The organism is Epilithonimonas sp. (genome assembly GCF_032055105.1).
Lineage (GTDB): Bacteria > Bacteroidota > Bacteroidia > Flavobacteriales > Weeksellaceae > Epilithonimonas.
This window is the reverse complement of sequence record NZ_DAMBRK010000002.1, coordinates 60,772-80,225: the sequence shown is the minus strand read 5'-3', so window position 1 is coordinate 80,225 and position 19,454 is coordinate 60,772. Positions and strand designations below refer to the sequence as shown.

Annotated in this window: 19 protein-coding genes and 1 pseudogene; 11 read left to right on the top strand and 9 right to left on the bottom strand. The window is 35.5% G+C overall.

Going from position 1 to position 19,454, the window contains the following annotated elements:
* The first annotated feature begins 19 nt into the window (after positions 1-19).
* The 5 genes and pseudogenes from mreC (at position 20) to RTY06_RS01795 (ending at position 5,612) form a co-directional block, all read left to right on the top strand.
* Positions 20-874: a rod shape-determining protein MreC gene (gene mreC, locus RTY06_RS01815; RefSeq protein ID WP_312822388.1), complete on the top strand. Its 855-nt coding sequence runs from the start codon at positions 20-22 to the stop codon at positions 872-874.
* Complete coding sequence (locus RTY06_RS01810; protein ID WP_312822386.1) at positions 864-1,370, top strand: rod shape-determining protein MreD; 507 nt, start codon at positions 864-866, stop codon at positions 1,368-1,370. The genes mreC and RTY06_RS01810 overlap by 11 nt, the downstream gene beginning before the upstream one ends.
* An 86-nt stretch (positions 1,371-1,456) precedes the next feature.
* Entirely contained in the window at positions 1,457-3,484 is a 2,028-nt protein-coding gene (locus RTY06_RS01805; RefSeq protein WP_312822384.1) for a penicillin-binding transpeptidase domain-containing protein, read from the top strand.
* Positions 3,481-4,710 carry a rod shape-determining protein RodA gene (gene rodA / locus RTY06_RS01800; RefSeq protein ID WP_312822383.1) on the top strand — a complete coding sequence of 410 codons (1,230 nt, stop codon included), beginning with the start codon at positions 3,481-3,483 and terminating at the stop codon, positions 4,708-4,710. Before RTY06_RS01805 ends, rodA begins: the two co-directional genes overlap by 4 nt.
* A 79-nt stretch (positions 4,711-4,789) precedes the next feature.
* Positions 4,790-5,612, top strand: a pseudogene (locus RTY06_RS01795) (M48 family metalloprotease).
* A gap of 174 nt (positions 5,613-5,786) precedes the next feature.
* Here the strand turns inward: RTY06_RS01795 and RTY06_RS01790 are convergent.
* Complete coding sequence (locus tag RTY06_RS01790) at positions 5,787-7,409, bottom strand: ATP-binding cassette domain-containing protein (protein WP_312822382.1); 1,623 nt, start codon at positions 7,407-7,409, stop codon at positions 5,787-5,789.
* 80 nt (positions 7,410-7,489) lie between these two features.
* On the opposite strand from RTY06_RS01790, the gene smpB reads away from it, so the two are divergent.
* The 3 genes from smpB (at position 7,490) to RTY06_RS01775 (ending at position 10,337) form a co-directional block, all read left to right on the top strand.
* On the top strand, positions 7,490-7,954 hold the full coding sequence (smpB, locus tag RTY06_RS01785; RefSeq protein ID WP_116035328.1) for an SsrA-binding protein SmpB: 465 nt from the start codon (positions 7,490-7,492) through the stop codon (positions 7,952-7,954).
* A gap of 67 nt (positions 7,955-8,021) precedes the next feature.
* Positions 8,022-9,497, top strand: coding sequence for an OmpA family protein (locus tag RTY06_RS01780; RefSeq protein WP_312822380.1), 1,476 nt, complete (start codon positions 8,022-8,024; stop codon positions 9,495-9,497).
* A gap of 99 nt (positions 9,498-9,596) precedes the next feature.
* Positions 9,597-10,337 (top strand): YebC/PmpR family DNA-binding transcriptional regulator, encoded by a 741-nt coding sequence (locus RTY06_RS01775; protein WP_089873469.1) that lies wholly within the window; start codon positions 9,597-9,599, stop codon positions 10,335-10,337.
* A 76-nt stretch (positions 10,338-10,413) separates the two neighbouring features.
* Here RTY06_RS01775 and rpmA read toward each other — a convergent pair whose 3' ends face one another.
* Both rpmA and rplU read right to left on the bottom strand, forming a co-directional pair.
* Positions 10,414-10,671, bottom strand: a complete 258-nt coding sequence (gene rpmA / locus RTY06_RS01770; protein WP_116035323.1) for a 50S ribosomal protein L27 — start codon at positions 10,669-10,671, stop codon at positions 10,414-10,416.
* A gap of 27 nt (positions 10,672-10,698) precedes the next feature.
* The gene (rplU, locus tag RTY06_RS01765; protein ID WP_312822377.1) at positions 10,699-11,094 is read right to left on the bottom strand and encodes a 50S ribosomal protein L21; all 396 of its coding nucleotides are present in this window, start codon (positions 11,092-11,094) and stop codon (positions 10,699-10,701) included.
* Between the two features lie 403 nt (positions 11,095-11,497).
* Here rplU and RTY06_RS01760 point away from each other — a divergent pair, with 403 nt between their 5' ends.
* The 3 genes from RTY06_RS01760 to RTY06_RS01750 all read left to right on the top strand — a co-directional run bounded on the left by RTY06_RS01760 (position 11,498) and on the right by RTY06_RS01750 (position 14,742).
* A complete protein-coding gene (locus RTY06_RS01760; RefSeq protein WP_312822375.1) occupies positions 11,498-12,997 on the top strand; it encodes a GH3 auxin-responsive promoter family protein in 1,500 nt (499 codons plus the stop codon).
* A complete protein-coding gene (locus tag RTY06_RS01755; protein ID WP_312822373.1) occupies positions 12,997-13,365 on the top strand; it encodes a hypothetical protein in 369 nt (122 codons plus the stop codon). The genes RTY06_RS01760 and RTY06_RS01755 overlap by 1 nt, the downstream gene beginning before the upstream one ends.
* 141 nt (positions 13,366-13,506) lie before the next feature.
* Positions 13,507-14,742, top strand: coding sequence for an MFS transporter (locus tag RTY06_RS01750; protein WP_312822372.1), 1,236 nt, complete (start codon positions 13,507-13,509; stop codon positions 14,740-14,742).
* Positions 14,743-14,865: 123 nt separating this feature from the next.
* On the opposite strand, the gene RTY06_RS01745 is transcribed toward RTY06_RS01750, so the two are convergent.
* The 6 genes from RTY06_RS01745 to RTY06_RS01720 all read right to left on the bottom strand — a co-directional run bounded on the left by RTY06_RS01745 (position 14,866) and on the right by RTY06_RS01720 (position 19,403).
* Positions 14,866-15,150: a type II toxin-antitoxin system RelE/ParE family toxin gene (locus RTY06_RS01745; protein ID WP_312822371.1), complete on the bottom strand. Its 285-nt coding sequence runs from the start codon at positions 15,148-15,150 to the stop codon at positions 14,866-14,868.
* A complete protein-coding gene (locus RTY06_RS01740) occupies positions 15,147-15,377 on the bottom strand; it encodes a hypothetical protein (RefSeq protein WP_312822370.1) in 231 nt (76 codons plus the stop codon). The genes RTY06_RS01745 and RTY06_RS01740 overlap by 4 nt, the downstream gene beginning before the upstream one ends.
* Positions 15,378-15,409: 32 nt before the next feature.
* Positions 15,410-16,792 carry a phosphoglucosamine mutase gene (glmM, locus tag RTY06_RS01735; RefSeq protein ID WP_312822369.1) on the bottom strand — a complete coding sequence of 461 codons (1,383 nt, stop codon included), beginning with the start codon at positions 16,790-16,792 and terminating at the stop codon, positions 15,410-15,412.
* Positions 16,793-16,946: 154 nt separating this feature from the next.
* Positions 16,947-17,090: a hypothetical protein gene (locus tag RTY06_RS01730; RefSeq protein WP_312822367.1), complete on the bottom strand. Its 144-nt coding sequence runs from the start codon at positions 17,088-17,090 to the stop codon at positions 16,947-16,949.
* Between the two features lie 31 nt (positions 17,091-17,121).
* Positions 17,122-19,152 (bottom strand): ferrous iron transport protein B, encoded by a 2,031-nt coding sequence (gene feoB, locus RTY06_RS01725; RefSeq protein ID WP_312822365.1) that lies wholly within the window; start codon positions 19,150-19,152, stop codon positions 17,122-17,124.
* Positions 19,149-19,403, bottom strand: coding sequence for a FeoA family protein (locus RTY06_RS01720; protein WP_312822363.1), 255 nt, complete (start codon positions 19,401-19,403; stop codon positions 19,149-19,151). The genes feoB and RTY06_RS01720 overlap by 4 nt, the downstream gene beginning before the upstream one ends.
* Positions 19,404-19,454 lie beyond the last annotated feature (51 nt).

Genomic DNA, 19,454 nt, shown 5'->3' with positions numbered 1-19,454 from the left:
TTATCATTCTATAGTTTAGATGGGTGCTTTGCTGAGATTTTTTTCCAAGAATGCGTTATTTGTGTTCTTCATATTCTTACAATTGGTAGCAATTGTGCTAATCTTCAGCAAGAACTCAATGCAACAAAGTTATCTGGCAGCAAAAACGGCGGCTTTTAATTCTTGGGTTTCAGGTTATATAGATGAAGGGACTTCTTATTTGAAATTAAAACAAATCAATGAAGACCTTGTTGTTCAGAACAAAGCTTTGATGAAAGAACTTTACGGAAAGGAAAAGCTGGATAAACCGGTTTTCCGAAAAGTTTATGATACAATCGGAGGCGGACAGATTTATACTTTTGTTGACGGAGAAGTTGTTTACAATACAATCAACAGAAAAGATAATTATTTCACAATTAACAGAGGACGTTTACAAGGTGTTAGTTCCAAAATGGGTGTAATTGCACCAAGAGGAATTGCCGGAATCGTTATTAATACAACAGATAATTATTCCTTGGTTCAATCGGTTTTGAGTACCAATAAAATCAAAATTAGTGCTTCACTTAAAAAGTCAGGTTATTTTGGAACCTTGTCTTGGAAAGGTGATGATTCTAGAACGATGACGCTTTCTGATATTCCGAAATATGTTCCGCTTAAGGTTGGTGATACAGTTGTAACAGATGGAAAATCTTCAATTTTCCCTGCAGGAATCTTAGTTGGAACAGTTGCCGGTTATCAAGTTGACAGCAAAACTGGATTCTGGGATGTTTCTGTAGAACTTAGCGAAAAAGTAGGAAAACTAAGCACGGTTTATGTTGTAAGAAATCTCAAAAAAGCTGAGGTAATGAAGATTGAAGATACTTTAAAAGCTCAAATTAAAAAAGATGGTCAGTAGAAACATTGCATCAGACTTGCTTTTAATAGCAATACTTACCGCTTTTCAGGTTTTCATCTTGAATAGGATTGCTTTGTTTGGGCAATACATACCTGTGCTTTATCCAGTATTTGTAATGTTTTATCCATTTTTCAGAAATCAGTTTCAATTTCTTGGATTGAGTTTTATTTTGGGATTGTGTGTGGATGCATTTTTGGGAACTTGGGGAATCAATGCTTTTGCAACAACTGTAGTTGCTTATTTTAGAACAATCATATTTAGAACATCAACGGATACAACTACAGATTTCTTTTCTTTCCAAGGTATCCAGTGGACTCAGTTCATATTTTTTATCATAACAAGTATTTTTATCCATCAATTTTTGGTGCAGTTCATCGAGTTTTTTAAATTCGATAGATTTTTTGAAATTTTATTTAATGTCATAGTAACTAGTTTAATATCATTTGTCTTTATATTAGCCTATACATTAGCATTTAAAATCAAGCAAAAAGTCTGAAACCAAAAGAATGTGTATAAAAACAACAACAAAATTTTCTTTGACATTGAGGTTACATATGTCCTCTAAAAAATAGAAATGCACATATGAAATCACAATATTTCAAAATCATTATCGCCCTTTCTGTTATTGCATTAATTTTTGTTGCAAGACTTTCTTATTTGCAGTTGTTTACAGACAGATATGCATTGAATGCTGCGAATACTTCAATCAAAATCGAATATGTCATTCCGCCGAGAGGTGTGATTTTTGATAGAAACGGAAAAATTTTGGTTGGAAATCAGCCAGCATTTGAGATTTCTTATACAGCGGCACTTCTTAAACCTGATTTTGATACTATAGGTTTTTGTAAATTATTAAACATTTCAAAACCCGATTTCATCAAAACGATGAAAAATATTGAAAAGGAAAAATATTATTCTAAGTTGACGCCGATGACTTTTATGAAAAATCTAAGTCGTGAAGATATGGCGAGAGTTCAGGAATTGATTTTCAAATATCCAGCGTTTGCGATAGTTCCGCGTCCTCAAAGACAATATGAAATCAACACTTCTGGTAACCTTTTGGGTTATACCAATCAGGTAAATGATAACGATATTAAGAAAGACTCACTTTATTATTTACCGGGAGATATCGTTGGCAAAAGTGGAATAGAAAAAGCTTACGAAAAAGATCTTCGAGGCGAAAAAGGGATGAAATATATCCAAAAAGACATTCGCCAAAGAAGTATCGGCTCATATAAGAATGGAGAGCTTGACAAGGAGGTTGTTACAGGAAAGGATTTGACTTTGACCATCGATTATGATTTGCAAAGAATGGCAGAAGAAATGTTGGTCAATAAACATGGTGCAGTTGTTGCTCTTGATCCAAATAATGGAGAAATCCTTACAATGGCAACGGGACCGGATATCGACCCGAATCTTTTCACTGGTCCGAACAAGTCTAGAAATCTTTACAAATTAGCCAACGATACCATCTACGAGAACAAGCCAACATTCGATCGTTCTATTCAGGCAGCTTATCCTCCGGGTTCAACATTCAAATTGTTGACAGCCCTTGCTGCGATGGAAATGGGTGTGATGACAGACCAAACGATTTATCCTTGCGGAAGAGGTTTCTTCTATCGTGGGAAAAGTATCAAAGGTCACGGTGGGGCAGACCCGTTGATTCCTTCGATTCAGGTGTCTAGTAACTGCTACTTCACTTATGCTTATATATCAATCATAAAAAAATATCCCGGTAATCCGTCAAAAGGAGTTGATGAATGGAAAAAAATTATCAATAGTTTTGGCGTTGGAGAGTTCCTTAATAATGATTTAGCGGTTGGTGCAAAAGGTAGAATTCCTTCTGGTGAGTTCTATGAAAAAAGAATGAAATCCATTTATAAAGCAAGTGGTTCTAAACGGACAGATTATAAAAACTGGGACGAGATGCCGACTGGTGCTATTTATAATGGTATGGGGCAAGGCGATGTGCTTTTGACGCCTATGCAAATGGCAAATTTTGTAGCGGCGATTGCAAATAAAGGTTGGTATTATACGCCACACGTTGTTAAATCGATTGATGGAAAACCAAATCCAGACCCGAGATTCAAGAAGAAACATATGACATTGGTTCAAAATCCTCATTTTTATAATGTTATTCTTCAAGGGATGGAAGCTGTAATGTTGAAAGGAACAGGGAGAAGTTTGCTTTCAAAAGATTTTACACAATTAGCAAAAACTGGAACGGCACAGGTTCCTCAAGGAAAAGATAATTCGATTTTTGTATTGATTGCCCCTGCAGATAAACCAAAGATTGTAGTTGCTGCTGTAATGGAGCACGCAGGATTTGGGGCAACTTGGGCAGGACCAGCTTGTACTACCATTGCCGAAAAATATATCACTGGAGAACTTAAAAGAGAAAATCTTTACAAGAAAATGATTACCTCTAGCTTTATGCCAGAGTATAAACGACAATATATCTCCGAAATGAAACGAAAAGGCTGGTACAAAGAACCGCCAAAAGATTCAATCCAATTAAAGAAAATTAAAGATAGTCTTAAAGCCATTCAAGATAAAAAATTAAAAAAAGACAGTTCCAAAGTTAAATCTGTAAAATCCAAAGTAAAATGAAGTGGGCAGAAGGTATAGATAAGTTGGGAATTGGGCTTTACATCCTGCTTTGTGTTTTCGCTATTGTGAATATCAATAGTGTGGATGAGAAATTGGGAAGCAAACAATTGATGTTCTTTGGAATCTCATGTTTCGTCGGGGTGATTATATTTTGTATGAGAACCAAGTTTTTCGAAAATATGGCAGCTATTCTATATGTAGGAGGAGTGCTACTTTTGGTTGGATTATTCCCTTTTGGAACGGAAATTCTGGGTCAGAAAAACTGGTACAAATTCGGTGGATTTACGATGCAACCTGTAGAGTTTGCGAAGATAGGAACAGCACTTATGTTGGCGAATTATGTTTCCAATCCTGACTTTAATTTAAAAAATAGAAAAGTACTTTATACAGCTTTGGCAATTGTAGCAATACCAGGGATTGTTGTTCTAATGATTCCGGATGTTGGTTCGCTTTTAGTATTTTTTGCTTTTTTAATGGCGCTTTATAGGGAGGGACTTTCTGGTTGGTTGTTTGGTGTTATCTTTATATTTGCCGCAACATTTCTAGTCTCGCTTGCTGTTGCTCCAATTTATGTTGTGATTGCCATTTTGATTATCGTTGCTATTTTAGTTTTTTTCAATTTTTATAAAATTCAGGGTAATATAATTTTGATTATCGGAATTGTATTGTCGGTAGGTGTTTTAAGCGGATTGTCTTATTCCTCAGAATATGTACTTTCCAAATTACCAAAACACCAAAAAGAAAGAATCGAAGTTCTTTACAAAGGCGAAAAAGCTTTCCGGGATACTTCGGGTTATAACCTACTCTATTCGAAAACTGCAATCGGATCCGGAGGATTGATGGGTAAGGGCTATAAACAAGGTTCGGTAACACAGGGAAAATTTGTTCCAGAACAAGAAACAGATTACATCTTTTGTACTGTAGGAGAAGAATGGGGCTTCGTGGGAAGTACCGTATTGATTCTCTGTTATGCTATTTTTATTGGTAGAATTTACTATTTGGCAGAAAATCAAAAATCGACATTTAATCGAGTTTTTGGCTACTGTTTCGCATCTGTTTTATTAATTCACTTCGGAATCAATCTTGGGATGGTTATGGGACTTTTCCCAACCGTGGGGATTCCCTTGCCGTTTTTTAGTTATGGAGGGAGCTCGCTTTTAGCTTTTTCGATGATGACTTTCATTTTTTTTAAACTGAATTACGCGGATAAAAACAGCCTTGTTTAGAAATTTGTTTAGGGTAATTTGCTCAAAATTGATAGTGCTTTTTACAAAAAATAAAAGTGTAATCCTAAAAGCAACTATTATAAAAAAAACAATTATTTCTCTCTTCTTTTTGGGAACGGTCGGTTTTACGAATGCTCAATTTAATCTTGGAAGCGTAACAAAAGCTGCGGGGAAGGGTGTTTCTGCTTTAACATTTACCAATGCCGATGCAATCAAGTTATCCAAAGATTCTGTAGATTATATTTGATAAAAACAATCCGGTTGCTGGTGCAAAAGATCCATACACAGTTCTCCTCAACAAACTTTTCGCAAAACACAAATCTCAAGATGGTCTGAGCCTAAATTACAAAATTAAAGTGAAAGATATCAACACTTTTGCTTGTGCAGATGGAAGCGTGAGGGTATTTTCTTCTTTGATGGATATTATGAAAGATGATGAACTTCTTGCAGTCATTGGTCACGAGATTGGTCACGAGATTGGTCACGAGATTGGTCACGTTAAGAACGAAGATACAAAAGAAGCTATCAAATCTGCTTATTTGAAAGCGGCGGCATTAGATGCAGCTTCCACATCTTCAAAAACTGTAGCAACACTTAATGATAACCAATTAGGTCAAATAGCGAATGCCATTATGGATGCTTCTCACAGTAAAAAGCAAGAATCGGAAGAATCGGAAGCGGATACTTATTCTTACGATTTTATAAAAGCTAATGGTTACGATGTTGTAGGTGCTTACAGTGCTTTCAAGAAATTAGCTTTATTGTCTGAAGGCGGAACTGCACAATCTGGTTTTCAAAAGATGTTCAACTCATATCCTGATAGTAATAAAAGAGCTGAGAAAGTTGGTCTTTGGAAAGATCCTGAAACTGTAACTTTGCCAACTACAAAGTTGACGAAATAGGTTTTAAAAAATACAGAAATGCTCCTAAGAGTTGGGGTGTTTTCATTATAATTGTAAAACATAAGAAAGACTTATGTCAAATAAATAACAAGTCTATATTAGTAAAAGTAAAATACTTAATTCAACTAAAAAGAGCACTCCAAACTTGGAATGCTCTTTTCTTTATTTTTATGATTAAGAATACATTTGCTCTTGTAATTCTTTAATTTTTTTGTCTGATAGATACTCGTCGTAAGTCATATCTCTATCGATGATTCCTTTTGGTGTCAACTCGATGATTCTGTTACAAACAGTTCCCAGCAATTCGTGGTCATGAGAAGACAATAGAAGATTACCTTTGAAGTTGTTCAATGAGTTATTCAACGTTGTAATACTTTCCAAATCTAAGTGGTTGGTAGGTTCATCAAGCAAAAGAACGTTAGCTTTCTGAAGCATCATTCTACTGAACATGCAACGCATTTTCTCACCTCCGGAAAGAACTTTACAAGATTTAAGCGCTTCGTCTCCAGAGAACAACATTCTTCCCAAGAAACCTCTTATAAACTCCTCGTGACGCTCTTCATCATTCTTAGTGAATTGTCTCAACCAATCTACCAAGTTATAATCGCTTTGGAAGAAACTTGTATTGTCTAATGGCATATGAGATTGATTGGTTGTTACACCCCAAGCTACATTACCTTTGTCAGCTTCTATATTTCCAGCAAGAATTTCGAAAAATTCTGTGATAGCCAAAGAGTTTCTAGAAAGAACTGCTACTTTGTCGCCTTTTTTAAGATTAAGGTCAACGTTTGTGAATAGCAATTCGCCGTCTTTTGTTTTTTCAAGACCTTTAACATCAAGAATCTGGTCTCCAACCTCTCTTTCTATATCGAAAATAATTGCTGGATAACGACGAGAAGATGGTTTGATGTCATCGATATTCAATTTGTCAATCATCTTTTTACGAGCAGTTGCCTGTTTTGCTTTTGCAACGTTGGAACTAAATCTCGCGATGAAATCCTGTAATTCCTTTTTCTTATCTTCTGCTTTTTTATTAGCCTGAGCTCTCTGTCTCGTTGCCAATTGAGAAGCTTGATACCAGAAAGAGTAGTTACCTGTATATAAGTTAAGTTTAGAATAATCCAAATCTCCAATATGAGTACAAACTGTATCCAAGAAGTGACGGTCGTGAGATACGACGATTACTGTATTCTCATAATCTGCCAAGAAATCCTCCAACCATGCAATTGTAGCGATATCCAGGTCGTTAGTAGGCTCATCCAGAATCAAGACATCAGGATTACCAAACAAAGCCTGTGCAAGCAAAACTCTTACTTTGTCTTTGTTTTCCAATTCGCCCATCAATTGATAGTGCATATCTTCTGTAATACCAACATTGGATAACAAAGTTTGCGCATCGGCTTCGGAATTCCATCCGCCCATTTCATCATAGATGACACCTAATTCTCCGGCTTTGATTCCATCTTCATCAGAGAAATCTTCTTTAGCATAAAGTGCATCCATCTCTTCTTTGATATCGAAAAGTCTCTTGTTTCCTCTAAGAATGGTTTCTAAAACCGTAAAGTTATCATAAGCAAAGTGGTCCTGCTCAAGAACTGACATTCTTTTTCCATTCTCTAGAGATACATTTCCGGAAGTTGGTTCTTGTTTTCCACTTAATATTTTAAGAAATGTAGATTTTCCGGCACCATTCGCACCGATAATACCATAACAATTCCCTTTTGTAAATTTTATATTAACTTCGTCAAAGAGAACTCTCTTGCCGAACTGTAATGATATATTAGATACTGTTAACATATAGTTTTGTAAATTTGTGCAAAAATACGAAAATAAGTTGGGATACTGAAGTTTCCTAATTTTATATAAATTTAGACTTAATGAAAGTTAAAATAGAAAAATCTGTTAATATTCTTAACAAACGTGCCCGCTTCGAATACGAAATCTTGGATGAATATGAAGCTGGTATTGTATTAACAGGCACTGAAATAAAATCGCTTCGTTCTTCCAAAGCATCCATTACGGAAAGCTTTTGTCAGTTTATTAATGATGAATTATACATTATTAATATGATGATTGATGAGTATAAGCTAGGAACTTTTTACAATCATAAAACAAAAAGGGAACGGAAGTTGCTACTGCATAATTACGAATTGCAAAAACTTAAAAAAAAGTTAAAAGATGTTGGGAATACTATAATCCCTTTGAAGCTGTATATCAATAATAATGGAAAGGCCAAATTGCTTATTTCTTTAGCCAGAGGGAAAAAACTCTATGATAAAAGAGAGGCAATAAAAGATAGAGAGAATAAAGTAAACATCCAGCGATTGTTAAAGAAAAACTAAAAAAACTTTGTTTATAAAGAAAAATTATATTTATTTTGCATTATCAATTATTTAATCATTTAATTCTATGAAAAATCTAAAATTAGGAATTTCAGCATTGGCACTTACTGTTGCTTCTACTGTTTTCGCACAGACTACATCTAACCCATGGGTTATTGGTGTAGGTGCTCATGGAGTGAATCACGTTGCTCAAAGAAGTAATTTCAGCAATACGTTCTCATTCAAAAATTTCGGAGATAATTTATTCGGAGTTTCTAAGTATTCAATCACACCGCCACTTTCTAAGTTGACAGTTGCAAGAAGCCTTGGGAAAGGTTTGGTTCTGGACTGGCAAACAACTGTAGGGAATGTTGATAACAAGAGATTTGCTATGGAGAAGGAATTCTTCTTGATGACAGGTCTAGGAGTTCAATTCAAAGCTGCAGGTTTGTTGTGGGATGAAGAGTCTTGGTTCGATCCGTACTTGAGAGTTGGTGCTAACTACCTAAGACATGATTATACAGGTCTTACTTTCCCTGCAACAGATACAAAGTCAGGAGAAGTTTATTCTTCTTATAACAAAGATGGTGATTTAACAGGAAAAGCTAATCACTTTGCAGTAAGTACAGGTGCTGGTATTAACTTCTGGGTAACTAAAAACTTTGGTTTAGGTGTTCAAGGAGATTATGTGACTACACCAGTTGATAAATCAGGTGTTGCTAACTTCTGGCAAGCTTCTGCTTCATTGTTGTTCAGATTTGGTAATACAGATAGAGATAAAGATGGTATCCCTGATAAAGAGGATGCATGTCCAGATGTACCAGGTTTACCAGAATTCCAAGGATGTCCTGATACGGACGGTGATGGAGTTCCAGATAAAGACGATCAATGTCCAGATGTTGCAGGTCCAAAAGAGAACAACGGTTGTCCTTGGCCAGATACAGACGGTGATGGAGTGTTAGACAAAGATGATGCTTGTCCAGACGTTGCTGGTCCAGCTGAAAACAAAGGTTGTCCTTGGCCAGATACAGACGGTGACGGAGTATTAGACAAAGATGATGCTTGTCCTACAGTTCCAGGTCTTGCTCAATATCAAGGTTGTCCTAAACCAGCTTCAGCTTACTCTGAAGAAGCTACTGGTGCTTTGACTAACTTATTGTTTGATTTTAATAAAGCGACTCTAAGACCAGAATCTGCTAGTAAAATTGATCAAGCTGCAACAATTCTTAAAGGATCTTCTGATGGTCAGTTCTTAGTAACAGGTCACACAGATGCTAAAGGTGCTGAGGCTTATAACTTGAAATTGTCTAGACAAAGAGCTGCTTCTGTAGTTGCTGCTTTAGAGGCTAAAGGTGTATCTCCAAGCCAATTGAAATCTGTTGGAGTTGGAGAAAGAGATGCTAAAGTTTCTGAAAAAGCGTCTGATGCTGAAAGACAAGCTGATAGAAAAGTTGTTGTAGAAGCTGTAAATGGTGCTGCTTGGGAAGCGCTTCAAAAATCAGATCTTCCAGTAGTTGAGAAGAAAACTGTAAAAAAAGCTCCAGCTAAAAAAAGAAGAAAATAATTAAACATTATTTCTAAATATAAATACCTTCAATTTTATTGGAGGTATTTTTTTTGTTTCTATAATTCAGTATTTTTGCAGAAATAAATTAATCACAAAATGGGAAGAGCGTTCGAATATAGAAAAGCCTCAAAAATGGCCAGATGGGATAAGATGGCCAAGACATTTTCAAAAATAGGAAAAGACATTGCCTTAGCAGTAAAAGCTGGAGGTCCAGATCCAGATTCCAACCCAGCACTTAAAAGATGTATCCAAAATGCCAAAGGTGCTAATATGCCAAAGGATAATGTCGAAAGAGCAATCAAAAAAGCAAGCGGTGCTGATGCTGAAAACTATGAAGAAATCACTTACGAAGGATATGGACAAGGTGGTGTTGCTTTCTTTGTAGAATGTACAACAAACAATCCTACGAGAACTGTGGCTAACGTAAGAGCTATCTTTAATAAATTTGATGGTAATCTTGGTAAGAACGGTGAATTGGCTTTTATTTTTGATAGAAAAGGGATTTTCACAATCGATTTAGCTCAGATCAAAATGGATTGGGACGATTTCGAAATGGAGATGATTGATGGTGGTGCAGAAGATGTTGAAAAAGACGATGAAGAAGTAATGATTACTACGGCGTTCGAAGATTTTGGTTCATTGTCTCATAAGTTGGACGAACTTGGAATCGAGGCAAAAAGTGCCGAATTACAAAGAATTCCAAACAATACAAAAGGAATGACAGAAGACCAATTCAAGGCTAATATGAAAATGTTGGAGCGTTTTGAAGAAGACGATGATGTTCAGAATGTTTTCCATAATATGGAGTTTACAGAAGAACAATTAGAATCACTTTAAATTTCTAAAAATATAAACAATAAAAAATCCCAACTGAAAAGCTGGGATTTTTTATGTTATAAAAAAACGCTGTTGATTATGCGTTTGGTTCAACAGAAACAAAAGATCTGTTGTTTGCTTTCTTTCTGAAAACTACAGTACCGTCAACAAGAGCGTGCAAAGTGTGATCTTTACCCATTCCTACGTTTTCACCTGGGTGGTGTTGCGTACCTCTTTGTCTGATGATGATGTTTCCTGCGATTGCAGTTTGTCCTCCGAAAATCTTAACACCTAGTCTTTTAGAATGAGATTCTCTACCGTTCTTGGAACTACCGACTCCTTTCTTGTGTGCCATTTTATTTTAAGCTTTTTGGGTTAAAAATTACTCAGCAGTTTCGCTGGTTTCTGTTACTTCAGCTTTAGCAGCTTTCTTAGGAGCAGCTTTTTTAGCCTCTTTTTTCGCACCGTCAAAACCAGTGATAGAAACAATCTGGATTTGAGTTAATTGTTGTCTGTGACCATTTTTCTTAGCATAACCTTTTCTTCTTTTCTTTTTGAAAATGATTACTTTGTCAGCTTGAACGTGGTCAAGAATTTCTACTTCTACGGCGATACCGTTTACAGCCGGGGCACCAACAGTTACTGCACCGTTTACAGTAAGAAGAACTTTATCAAAAGAAACTTTCGCCCCTTTGTCTCCTTTCAAACGGTTCACAAACAACTTTTGGTTTTGCTCAACTTTGTATTGAAGCCCTGCTATTTCTACAATTGCAAACATTGTTTATAAATTTTTATAATTATTCGAGGTGCAAAAGTAAACATTTTATTTAAAAAACACAAGACTATTTGTAAATATTTAGTTCTGTGATTATTAATATTAATTTGACTTTATCGAATCTAAAGATTTGGGCAGCTTAATCCACCTTCCGCTCCCAATCTTTTCACTCCACTACGTTGCGTAAAAAGGATTTCCGCTCAAGTCGGGCTGCAGATTCAACGTAAAACAAACTTTCAATATAAAAACAATATTCGTCAACCAAACTTATCTAAGCGAAGCGCCTTTGTGACCCAAAAACATTTTGATGTAAAAAAATCTTTGTGAACTTTGTGTTCAAAAACTATAACCTAAAGTAACTTATATACAAGATAAACTCTAAATTTGACAATTGAAAATTTTATCAATGCTAAATTTCATCAAGAAAAACATCGCTCTCATCTGGGCAAAAAAACACATCGGAAAATCCAAAAGTTTTAAAATCAATGCGATTCAGAATCAGCAGGAATTGCTTTTAGATTTGGTAAAAACTGCGGAGAAAACATTATTCGGAAGAGAACATCAATTTGATTACATAAAATCTATTGAAGACTTTCAAAAAAATGTTTCCATTGCTGATTACGAAGATTTAAAACCTTACATCGAGAAAGTTAAAAAAGGACAATCCAAAATCCTTTGGCCAGGCTTGCCTGAATATTTCGCCAAAACTTCAGGAACAACTTCAGGCTCCAAATATATCCCGATTTCCAAAGAAGCGATGCCTTTCCAGATTTCGGCTGCTCAAAGCGCGATCTTCCATTATATCGAAAAGAAAAATAATGCCGATTTTGTAGGTGGAAAAATGATTTTCCTCCAAGGTTCTCCGGAACTGGAAGAAATCAATGGCATAAAAACCGGAAGATTATCAGGAATCGTTGCGCATCACATCCCGAATTATCTCCAGAAAAACAGATTGCCAAGCTGGGAAACCAACTGTATCGAAGACTGGGAAACCAAAGTCGATAAAATCGTGGAAGAAACTGAGAACGAAAACATGACTTTGATTTCCGGGATTCCACCGTGGCTCATTATGTATTTTGAAAAATTAATTGAAAGACACAGCAAAAAAATCACAGAAATTTTTCCGAACCTTCAATTGATTATCACAGGCGGCGTTAATTATGAACCTTACCGAGAAAAGATGAACGAATTGCTGGGAAAACCGATTGACATTGTTCAGACTTTTCCTGCTTCCGAAGGTTTCTTTGCATTTCAGGATGATTATCAGAAAGAAGGATTATTGCTTCTGACCAATCACGGGATATTCTACGAATTCATTCCGCTCGAACAATATGGAAAACCTAACGCAGAACGATTAACACTGAAAGATATCGAACTCAATAAAGACTATGCAATGATTTTGACGACTAATTCAGGACTTTGGGCTTATTCGATTGGGGATGTTGTGAGGTTTATTGATAAGAATCCGCACCGAATTTTAGTTAGTGGAAGGACGAAACATTTCACTTCTGCTTTTGGTGAACACGTGATTGCGTTTGAAGTGGAACAAGCTATGAAAGCAACCGTTGAAAAATTCCCAGCTCAGATTACAGAATTTCATCTCGCTCCAGAAGTGAATCCAACAGAAGGTTTGCCTTATCACGAATGGTTTATCGAGTTCGAAAAAGAACCGGAAAATTTTGAAGCTTTCAAATCTGAATTGGATTGTCAACTCAGACAACGTAATACTTACTATGATGATTTGATTTCCGGGAATATTCTGCAACCTTTAGTGATTACAAAATTGAAGAAAAATGCTTTTCAGGATTATGCTAAATCTGAAGGTAAATTAGGGGGGCAAAATAAAATTCCGAGACTTGCAAATGACAGAAAAATTGCGGTATATTTGGCGAAACTAAATTTATAATGAAAACTTTTTCTTGTCTGATTGCACTTCTTCTGCTTTTGCAATCTTGTACCACAACAATCTATAGCACAAATAAAAACAAAAATGATTTCTCTGCAATCCAAGCAGGCAAGAAGTACACGTTTTATGAAATAGGCAAACGTAAATATAAAGCCAGGGTTTCTGTTGTAGAAGAGGAAAAAATCGTGGGAATTTCCAACAGTCAAGAAGTAACTATTGCAAAAGATAATATCAGAGTGATTAAAAAGAATAATCCGGGCGGAACCACTGCGATTGTAGTCGGCTCAGTTGTCGGAGTAACTGCTTTTGCTGCATTGATTGCATCATTGTTTAGAGTTTCTTCGAATGATAATTATTACTATTACTAGAATTCTAATAATTTTATAATACAAAATAGAGAAGGTTTCAGTCTTGTAAAGATTGAAAGATTTTTTATAACAAATCTAAGTCTCTTAAAATTTATGGTTTTAATTGAGAAGTAATTGACGTACAACGATTACTTTTGCAAAATGATTTCTTTTACACCACTTCGAGTTTTAAAAAATATAGAATTTCGTCATCTTTTAACAGGCCGTTTTTTTCTTATCATCGCATTCCGAATGCTGGCAACTTTGCTAGGATGGTGGGTTTATCAATTGACAAAGGATCCTTTTTCCATCGGATTAATTGGGCTTTCAGAGGTAATTCCTGCAGTTTCTTGCGCTTTGTACGCTGGTCATATTATAGATATGAACGAGAAAAAAAAGCTGTTGCTGATTTGTAATTACGCTTATGTTGTCTTGATAAGTTTGCTTTTGATTCCGGCTTTTTTGGGTCACAGAATGCATTTTACAGGTCACGAGATTACTTATTTTATTTATGGTGTGATTTTCTTTACGGGGATTTGTCGTTCGTTTCTTGGGCCGCTTGTTCCGAGTATGATTCCAAGGATTGTGAAGCAGGAGAATCTTCCTTATGCGGTTACTCTTAATCAAGCTACGTTTCTAATTGCCTCGGTTTCAGGTCACGCTTTAGGTGGGTTTTTGATTGCTTTGATTTCTATTAAATGGACTTTGGTTGTGATTGTATCGAGTATGACAATTGCGTCTTTATTTTTCTGGACGGTGAACCAACAACAATCCGAGAATACGAAAAAAAATGTAAAAGTCTTCGAAAGTATGAAGGAAGGTTTGAGTTTTATCTATCGAACTAAAGAGATTCTCGGTGCGCAAATGCTGGATATGTTTGCGGTACTTTTCGGAGGTGCAGTTGCGATGATTCCGGTTTTTGCGAGTGATATCTTGAAAGTTGGTTCTGAAGGTTTTGGTCTTCTGAATGCGGCTTCTGATATTGGATCGATGTTGATTATTATTACACTTTCATTAGTTCCATTAAGAAAAAATCAAGGTAAGATTCTGTTGTTTGTAGCTTCTGGATTTGGACTTTGTATTATTGGATTTGGATTGTCAAAAATGTACTGGCTGTCATTTGCTTTCTTAGTTTTAAGTGGAATGTTGGATGGAATCAGCGTTGTGATTAGAGGAACAATTGTTCAGTTGAAAACACCTGAAGAAATCCGAGGAAGAGTTCTAAGTGTTAATTCGATCTTCATAATGTCAAGTAACGAATTGGGGCAATTTGAAAGTGGATTGACAGCAAAATTGATGGGCGTTGTTCGTTCTGTAGTTTTTGGTGGAACGATGACAGTTTTGACGGCGTTGTTTATCGGAGCAACTTCTAAGAAATTGAGAAAGATGGAGTATTAATTAAAATCTACGGAGGTTTGAAACAAGCTTGTTTGTAACCGAATACGGTTTACATTAGTTACAATCACTATTATTTTAATTGTCAATAAATAAAAAAGGAAGCAAATTATGCTTCCTTGAATTTTATAACGAATTTGGATTTCTTCGGTTGTCGAAGAATGAAATAATGTGAATCCTATCTTTTGAAAATTTATATGTAAGAGAAAAATTTTCTAAAACCAAAACTCGTCTTAGCTTACGCTTTTTACTTTCAACGCCAATTTTTGGATTTTCTAATATGATATTGATTTTCCGCAAAGTCTCATCCAATAATTTCTCAGAGTAAGTATTAGATTTATTTTTGTTTATCCAAAAATTACAAGTATCATCAAGCTCATTTTTTGCTCGTTGCGTCCAAATGATTTTCATCTTCCATAAGATTTCAAGAAATCTTCGTGAGAAATCACTCGTCCTGCTTCAATGTCTTTTTCGCCCTCTTCTATTAATTTTTTCTCAGCTTCTGATATTTCATCCCACCAATCCGATTTTTCTTTTTTAATATCAATTATTTTGTTGATAATTGTCAAATCATCGATAGTAGAAAGCCATCTAATCAATTCAAGTTTTTTATTTTGAATATTTAAATTAATGTCCATCTCGAAATTTTTATTAAAATTAATAAAAATATTTATATCAAACTTCTGATTTTCGCAATCATATCGTCTCCCAATTGATCAGCTTCTTCCTGAGAAAATGCTTCGGTGTAAATTCTGATAATAGGTTCTGTATTAGATTTTCTCAAATGAACCCAATTTTCAGCAAAATCGATTTTCACACCGTCAACAGTTGAGATTTCTTCATTTTTATATTCTTCCTGAACTTTTACAAGCAAAGCGTCAACATCAATTTCCGGCGTCAATTCGATTTTCTTTTTACCCATAAAATAAGCCGGATAACCTGCTCTCAGTTCAGAAACTGTTTTGTTTTCTTTAGCTAAATGAGTTAAGAATAAAGCAACGCCAACCAAAGAATCTCTTCCGTAATGTGAATCCGGATAGATGATTCCACCGTTTCCTTCACCACCAATTACAGCATTTTTTTCTTTCATTAAGTTCACAACATTCACTTCTCCAACTGCACTTGCAAAATATTCTGAATTGTGAGTTTTCGCAACGTCTCTCAAAGCTCGGCTTGATGAAAGATTGGAAATTGCCACACCATTTTTATTTTTCAAAAGATAATCTGCAACGGCAACCAAAGTGTATTCTTCGCCAAACATTTCTCCTTTTTCATCAATCAAAGCCAATCTGTCAACATCTGGGTCAACCACGATTCCAAGGTCAGCATTTTCTTTCTTAACCAATTCGCAAATGTCTCCAAGATGTTCTTTCAAAGGCTCAGGATTGTGAGGGAAATGTCCGGTTGGTTCGCAATATAATTTCACCACTTCAACGCCTAATTTTTCCAGAAGTTGAGGAATTGCAATTCCTCCAGTTGAATTAACAGCATCCAAAACTACTTTGAAATTCTTAGATTTAATAGCTTCTGCATCCACCATTTCCAAATCCAAAACTTGCTGAATATGAATATCAAAAGCATCATCTCTTGTTTCGTATTTCCCCAAATCATCTACTTCAGCATAATTGAAATCCTCACTTTCTGCCAAAGCCAAAACTTCTGCACCATTTTCTCCGGTGATAAATTCGCCTTTTTCATTCAGTAATTTCAGGGCGTTCCATTGTTTTGGATTGTGAGAAGCGGTTAGGATAATTCCACCGTCAGCTTTTAGTTCAGGAACCATTATTTCGACAGTTGGAGTAGTTGAAAGTCCTAAATCAATCACGTTGATTCCAAGACCTTGAAGGGTTGCGGTTACCAAAGAAGAAACCATTTGACCAGAGATTCTCGCATCTCTTCCGATGACTAAGGTTAAATCTTTTTTATTTTTATTATTCTGAAGCCAAGTTCCGAATGCCGAAGCAAATTTTACCACATCCAGCGGAGTCAGATTATCGTTGACTTTGCCACCGATTGTTCCTCGGATTCCGGAGATTGATTTTATTAATGACATTTTTTAATTTTAAGGTTCAGCAAAAATACAATAATCTCACTTCTTTAAAAAAATAAAAGTGTCCGATGTGAACACTTTTTAATTTTAAGAACAACATAAATTCTTTCCTTTTTTCTTTGAAAAATCTTTGCGATTAAATTGTATATTATTGAATTTAAGAACAACCGCAGTCAGGACCACAGTTTTTCCCATTATCTTTCTTAGAAAATGTTTTTGTAAGTTTTCTGACAATCGCATAAACCGATGTCAGAACCAAAAGTCCAGCGATAATGTATTGTATTGTTAAAGAATTATCCATAATGTTTCTCCCTTTAGGGTTGGGGTAAAATCTATTTCAGAATTTGATACACAATCAAAGCAGAAAAGTATGCCAAAAATGTCATCGAAACGGTTTGTAACATTGTCCATTTCAAACTTTTGGTTTCTCTGTAAACTACTGCAATTGTGGAAATACATTGCATTGCAAACGCATAGAAAAGTAAAATTGAAACACCAGTCGCAAAACTGAAAACTTTGTCGCCGTTTGGATGGACGTCTAGTCTCATTTTTTCGATGAGTTTTCCTTCCGGAGCTTCGTCATCCAAACTGTAAAGAGTTGATAATGTTCCTACGAAAACTTCTCGCGCTGCGAAACTTGTCAAAATTCCGATTCCCATTTTCCAGTCGTAACCAAGCGGTGCAATAGCAGGTTCCATCGTTCTTCCGATTCTTCCAAGATAAGAATGATCAAGGGAAGATTCGGTTGTTACAAATTCATCCTTATGTTGTGGCGGACCAAAATAGCTCAAAGCCCAAAGAATAATACTAACCGTGAAAATAACTTTTCCTGCACCAGAAATAAACTCCCAAACTTTACCCAAGACTAATTTGAAATCATAGCCAAACAAAGGCATTTTGTAAGTTGGCAAATCCATTACCAAGAAACTTTTGATTTTGGTTTTGATGAAGCTTTTCAAAATAAATGATGAAAATAAAGCCATCAAAAATCCAATCAGATACATTATCATTAATGCAATTGCTCTGTATTTGATACCATAAAAACTTTCATCAGGAATAATGAGTCCAATAATAATACTGTAAATTGGTAGTCTTGCGGAACACGTCATAAAAGGCGTTACAAGAATGGTAATTAATCTTTCTTTTACGTTTTCGATGTTTCTGGTGGACATAATCGCAGGAATTGCGCAAGCAGTTCCGGAAACCAACGGAACAATACTTTTTCCATTCAAACCGAAAGGTCTCAGCATTCTGTCCATCAGGAAAACAACTCTCGCCATATATCCGGAATCTTCCAAAAGATAAAGAAAATAAAGAAGAATCCCAATCTGCGGTGCAAAAACCAAAATCCCTCCAATTCCCGGAATAATTCCGCTGGAAACCAAAGAATTGATTGGCCCTTCCGGAAGGTGCTCTCCTGAAAACTCTGATAACCAAGTGAAAAAATCTTCAATCCAAGTCATTGGATATTCTGCAAGGAAGAAAACGCCTTGGAAAATAATTAATAAAATAAATAAGAAAACAACATAACCCCAGAATTTATGAACCAAAACTTTGTCTAGTTTTTCAGTCAATAATTCTTTTAATTGAGGTTTTTTCTCTGTGATTTCGGACGTGATTTTATCAATATTCTGATAACGTCTTACGGTTTCTGTGATTTGTAATCTTTTTGGAACACTGCATTTTGAATCTTCTTGAGTAATAATTTCGTGGATATTTTCAATTTTTCCGAGATAAGTATCTGCGGCCAAAAGAGTCCAGATTTTGTAAAGATTTTTTTCCGAAGTATTGGATGAAACTTTATAAACCAAAGATTTTTGTTCTAATGGAATTTCGAAAGAGTTGGTCTCGGAGATTTTGAATTCATTATTAAAAACCGCTTCACGAACTGTTTCTATTCCAATATTTTGTTTTGCGTTGGTTTCAAAAACAGGAATATTTAGAATCTGTGAAAGTTTGGAAATATCAATTTTGATTCCTCGCTTTTCGGCTTCATCCACTTGATTGACAACTAAAATCACAGGAATTCCCAAATCCATAATCTGCTGAAGAAGAAGCAAGCTTCTTCTCATATTAATCGCATCGGCAATATAAATAACACCAGAATAATCTTCCTGAATTAGATAACGAGAAAAAATAGCTTCGTCCTCAGAAGTTGGATAAATGCTGTAAGAACCAGGTAAATCGATAACTTCGACTTCCTCATTTTTGTAAATATAATTTCCGGAATGGCTGGCAACAGTTACACCAGCATAATTTCCCGTTTTTTGTTTTCTGTTACAAAGGATATTGAAAAGTGTAGATTTCCCGACATTGGGATTTCCTACCAATAGAATTTGTTTTTGCTTTTTGTCCTGCATCATTCCGAAACTTCTACTTTGATAAATCTTGCTTCTGCTTCTCTCAAGGCGATTCTGGTTTTATCCGAACCGTATTCGATATAAAGAGGACCGTTAAAAGGAGCCTGATAAAGAACTCTGAAAGTGGTTTGAGGAAGCAATCCCATCTCGATGATTTTGGTTGGCATTTGGAGATTGTCATTGTCGTAGCCAAGAATTTTCCCTATTTTATTTTTCGGAAAACAGCAGAGTTTATCGATGTGTTTTGTTTGCAAGACTGAAATTTTTGGACTACAAAGATAGCTTATTTCAAATAAATCTAAATA

Coding starts and splice junctions, on each gene's coding strand:
- mreC (WP_312822388.1), top strand. CDS start 20: ATGGGTGCTTTGCTGAGATTTTTTTCCAAGAATGCGTTATTTGTGTTC.
- RTY06_RS01810 (WP_312822386.1), top strand. CDS start 864: ATGGTCAGTAGAAACATTGCATCAGACTTGCTTTTAATAGCAATACTT.
- RTY06_RS01805 (WP_312822384.1), top strand. CDS start 1,457: ATGAAATCACAATATTTCAAAATCATTATCGCCCTTTCTGTTATTGCA.
- rodA (WP_312822383.1), top strand. CDS start 3,481: ATGAAGTGGGCAGAAGGTATAGATAAGTTGGGAATTGGGCTTTACATC.
- RTY06_RS01790 (WP_312822382.1), bottom strand. CDS start 7,409: ATGTTAACAGTATCTAATATATCATTACAGTTCGGCAAGAGAGTTCTC.
- smpB (WP_116035328.1), top strand. CDS start 7,490: ATGAAAGTTAAAATAGAAAAATCTGTTAATATTCTTAACAAACGTGCC.
- RTY06_RS01780 (WP_312822380.1), top strand. CDS start 8,022: ATGAAAAATCTAAAATTAGGAATTTCAGCATTGGCACTTACTGTTGCT.
- RTY06_RS01775 (WP_089873469.1), top strand. CDS start 9,597: ATGGGAAGAGCGTTCGAATATAGAAAAGCCTCAAAAATGGCCAGATGG.
- rpmA (WP_116035323.1), bottom strand. CDS start 10,671: ATGGCACACAAGAAAGGAGTCGGTAGTTCCAAGAACGGTAGAGAATCT.
- rplU (WP_312822377.1), bottom strand. CDS start 11,094: ATGTTTGCAATTGTAGAAATAGCAGGGCTTCAATACAAAGTTGAGCAA.
- RTY06_RS01760 (WP_312822375.1), top strand. CDS start 11,498: ATGCTAAATTTCATCAAGAAAAACATCGCTCTCATCTGGGCAAAAAAA.
- RTY06_RS01755 (WP_312822373.1), top strand. CDS start 12,997: ATGAAAACTTTTTCTTGTCTGATTGCACTTCTTCTGCTTTTGCAATCT.
- RTY06_RS01750 (WP_312822372.1), top strand. CDS start 13,507: ATGATTTCTTTTACACCACTTCGAGTTTTAAAAAATATAGAATTTCGT.
- RTY06_RS01745 (WP_312822371.1), bottom strand. CDS start 15,150: ATGAAAATCATTTGGACGCAACGAGCAAAAAATGAGCTTGATGATACT.
- RTY06_RS01740 (WP_312822370.1), bottom strand. CDS start 15,377: ATGGACATTAATTTAAATATTCAAAATAAAAAACTTGAATTGATTAGA.
- glmM (WP_312822369.1), bottom strand. CDS start 16,792: ATGTCATTAATAAAATCAATCTCCGGAATCCGAGGAACAATCGGTGGC.
- RTY06_RS01730 (WP_312822367.1), bottom strand. CDS start 17,090: ATGGATAATTCTTTAACAATACAATACATTATCGCTGGACTTTTGGTT.
- feoB (WP_312822365.1), bottom strand. CDS start 19,152: ATGATGCAGGACAAAAAGCAAAAACAAATTCTATTGGTAGGAAATCCC.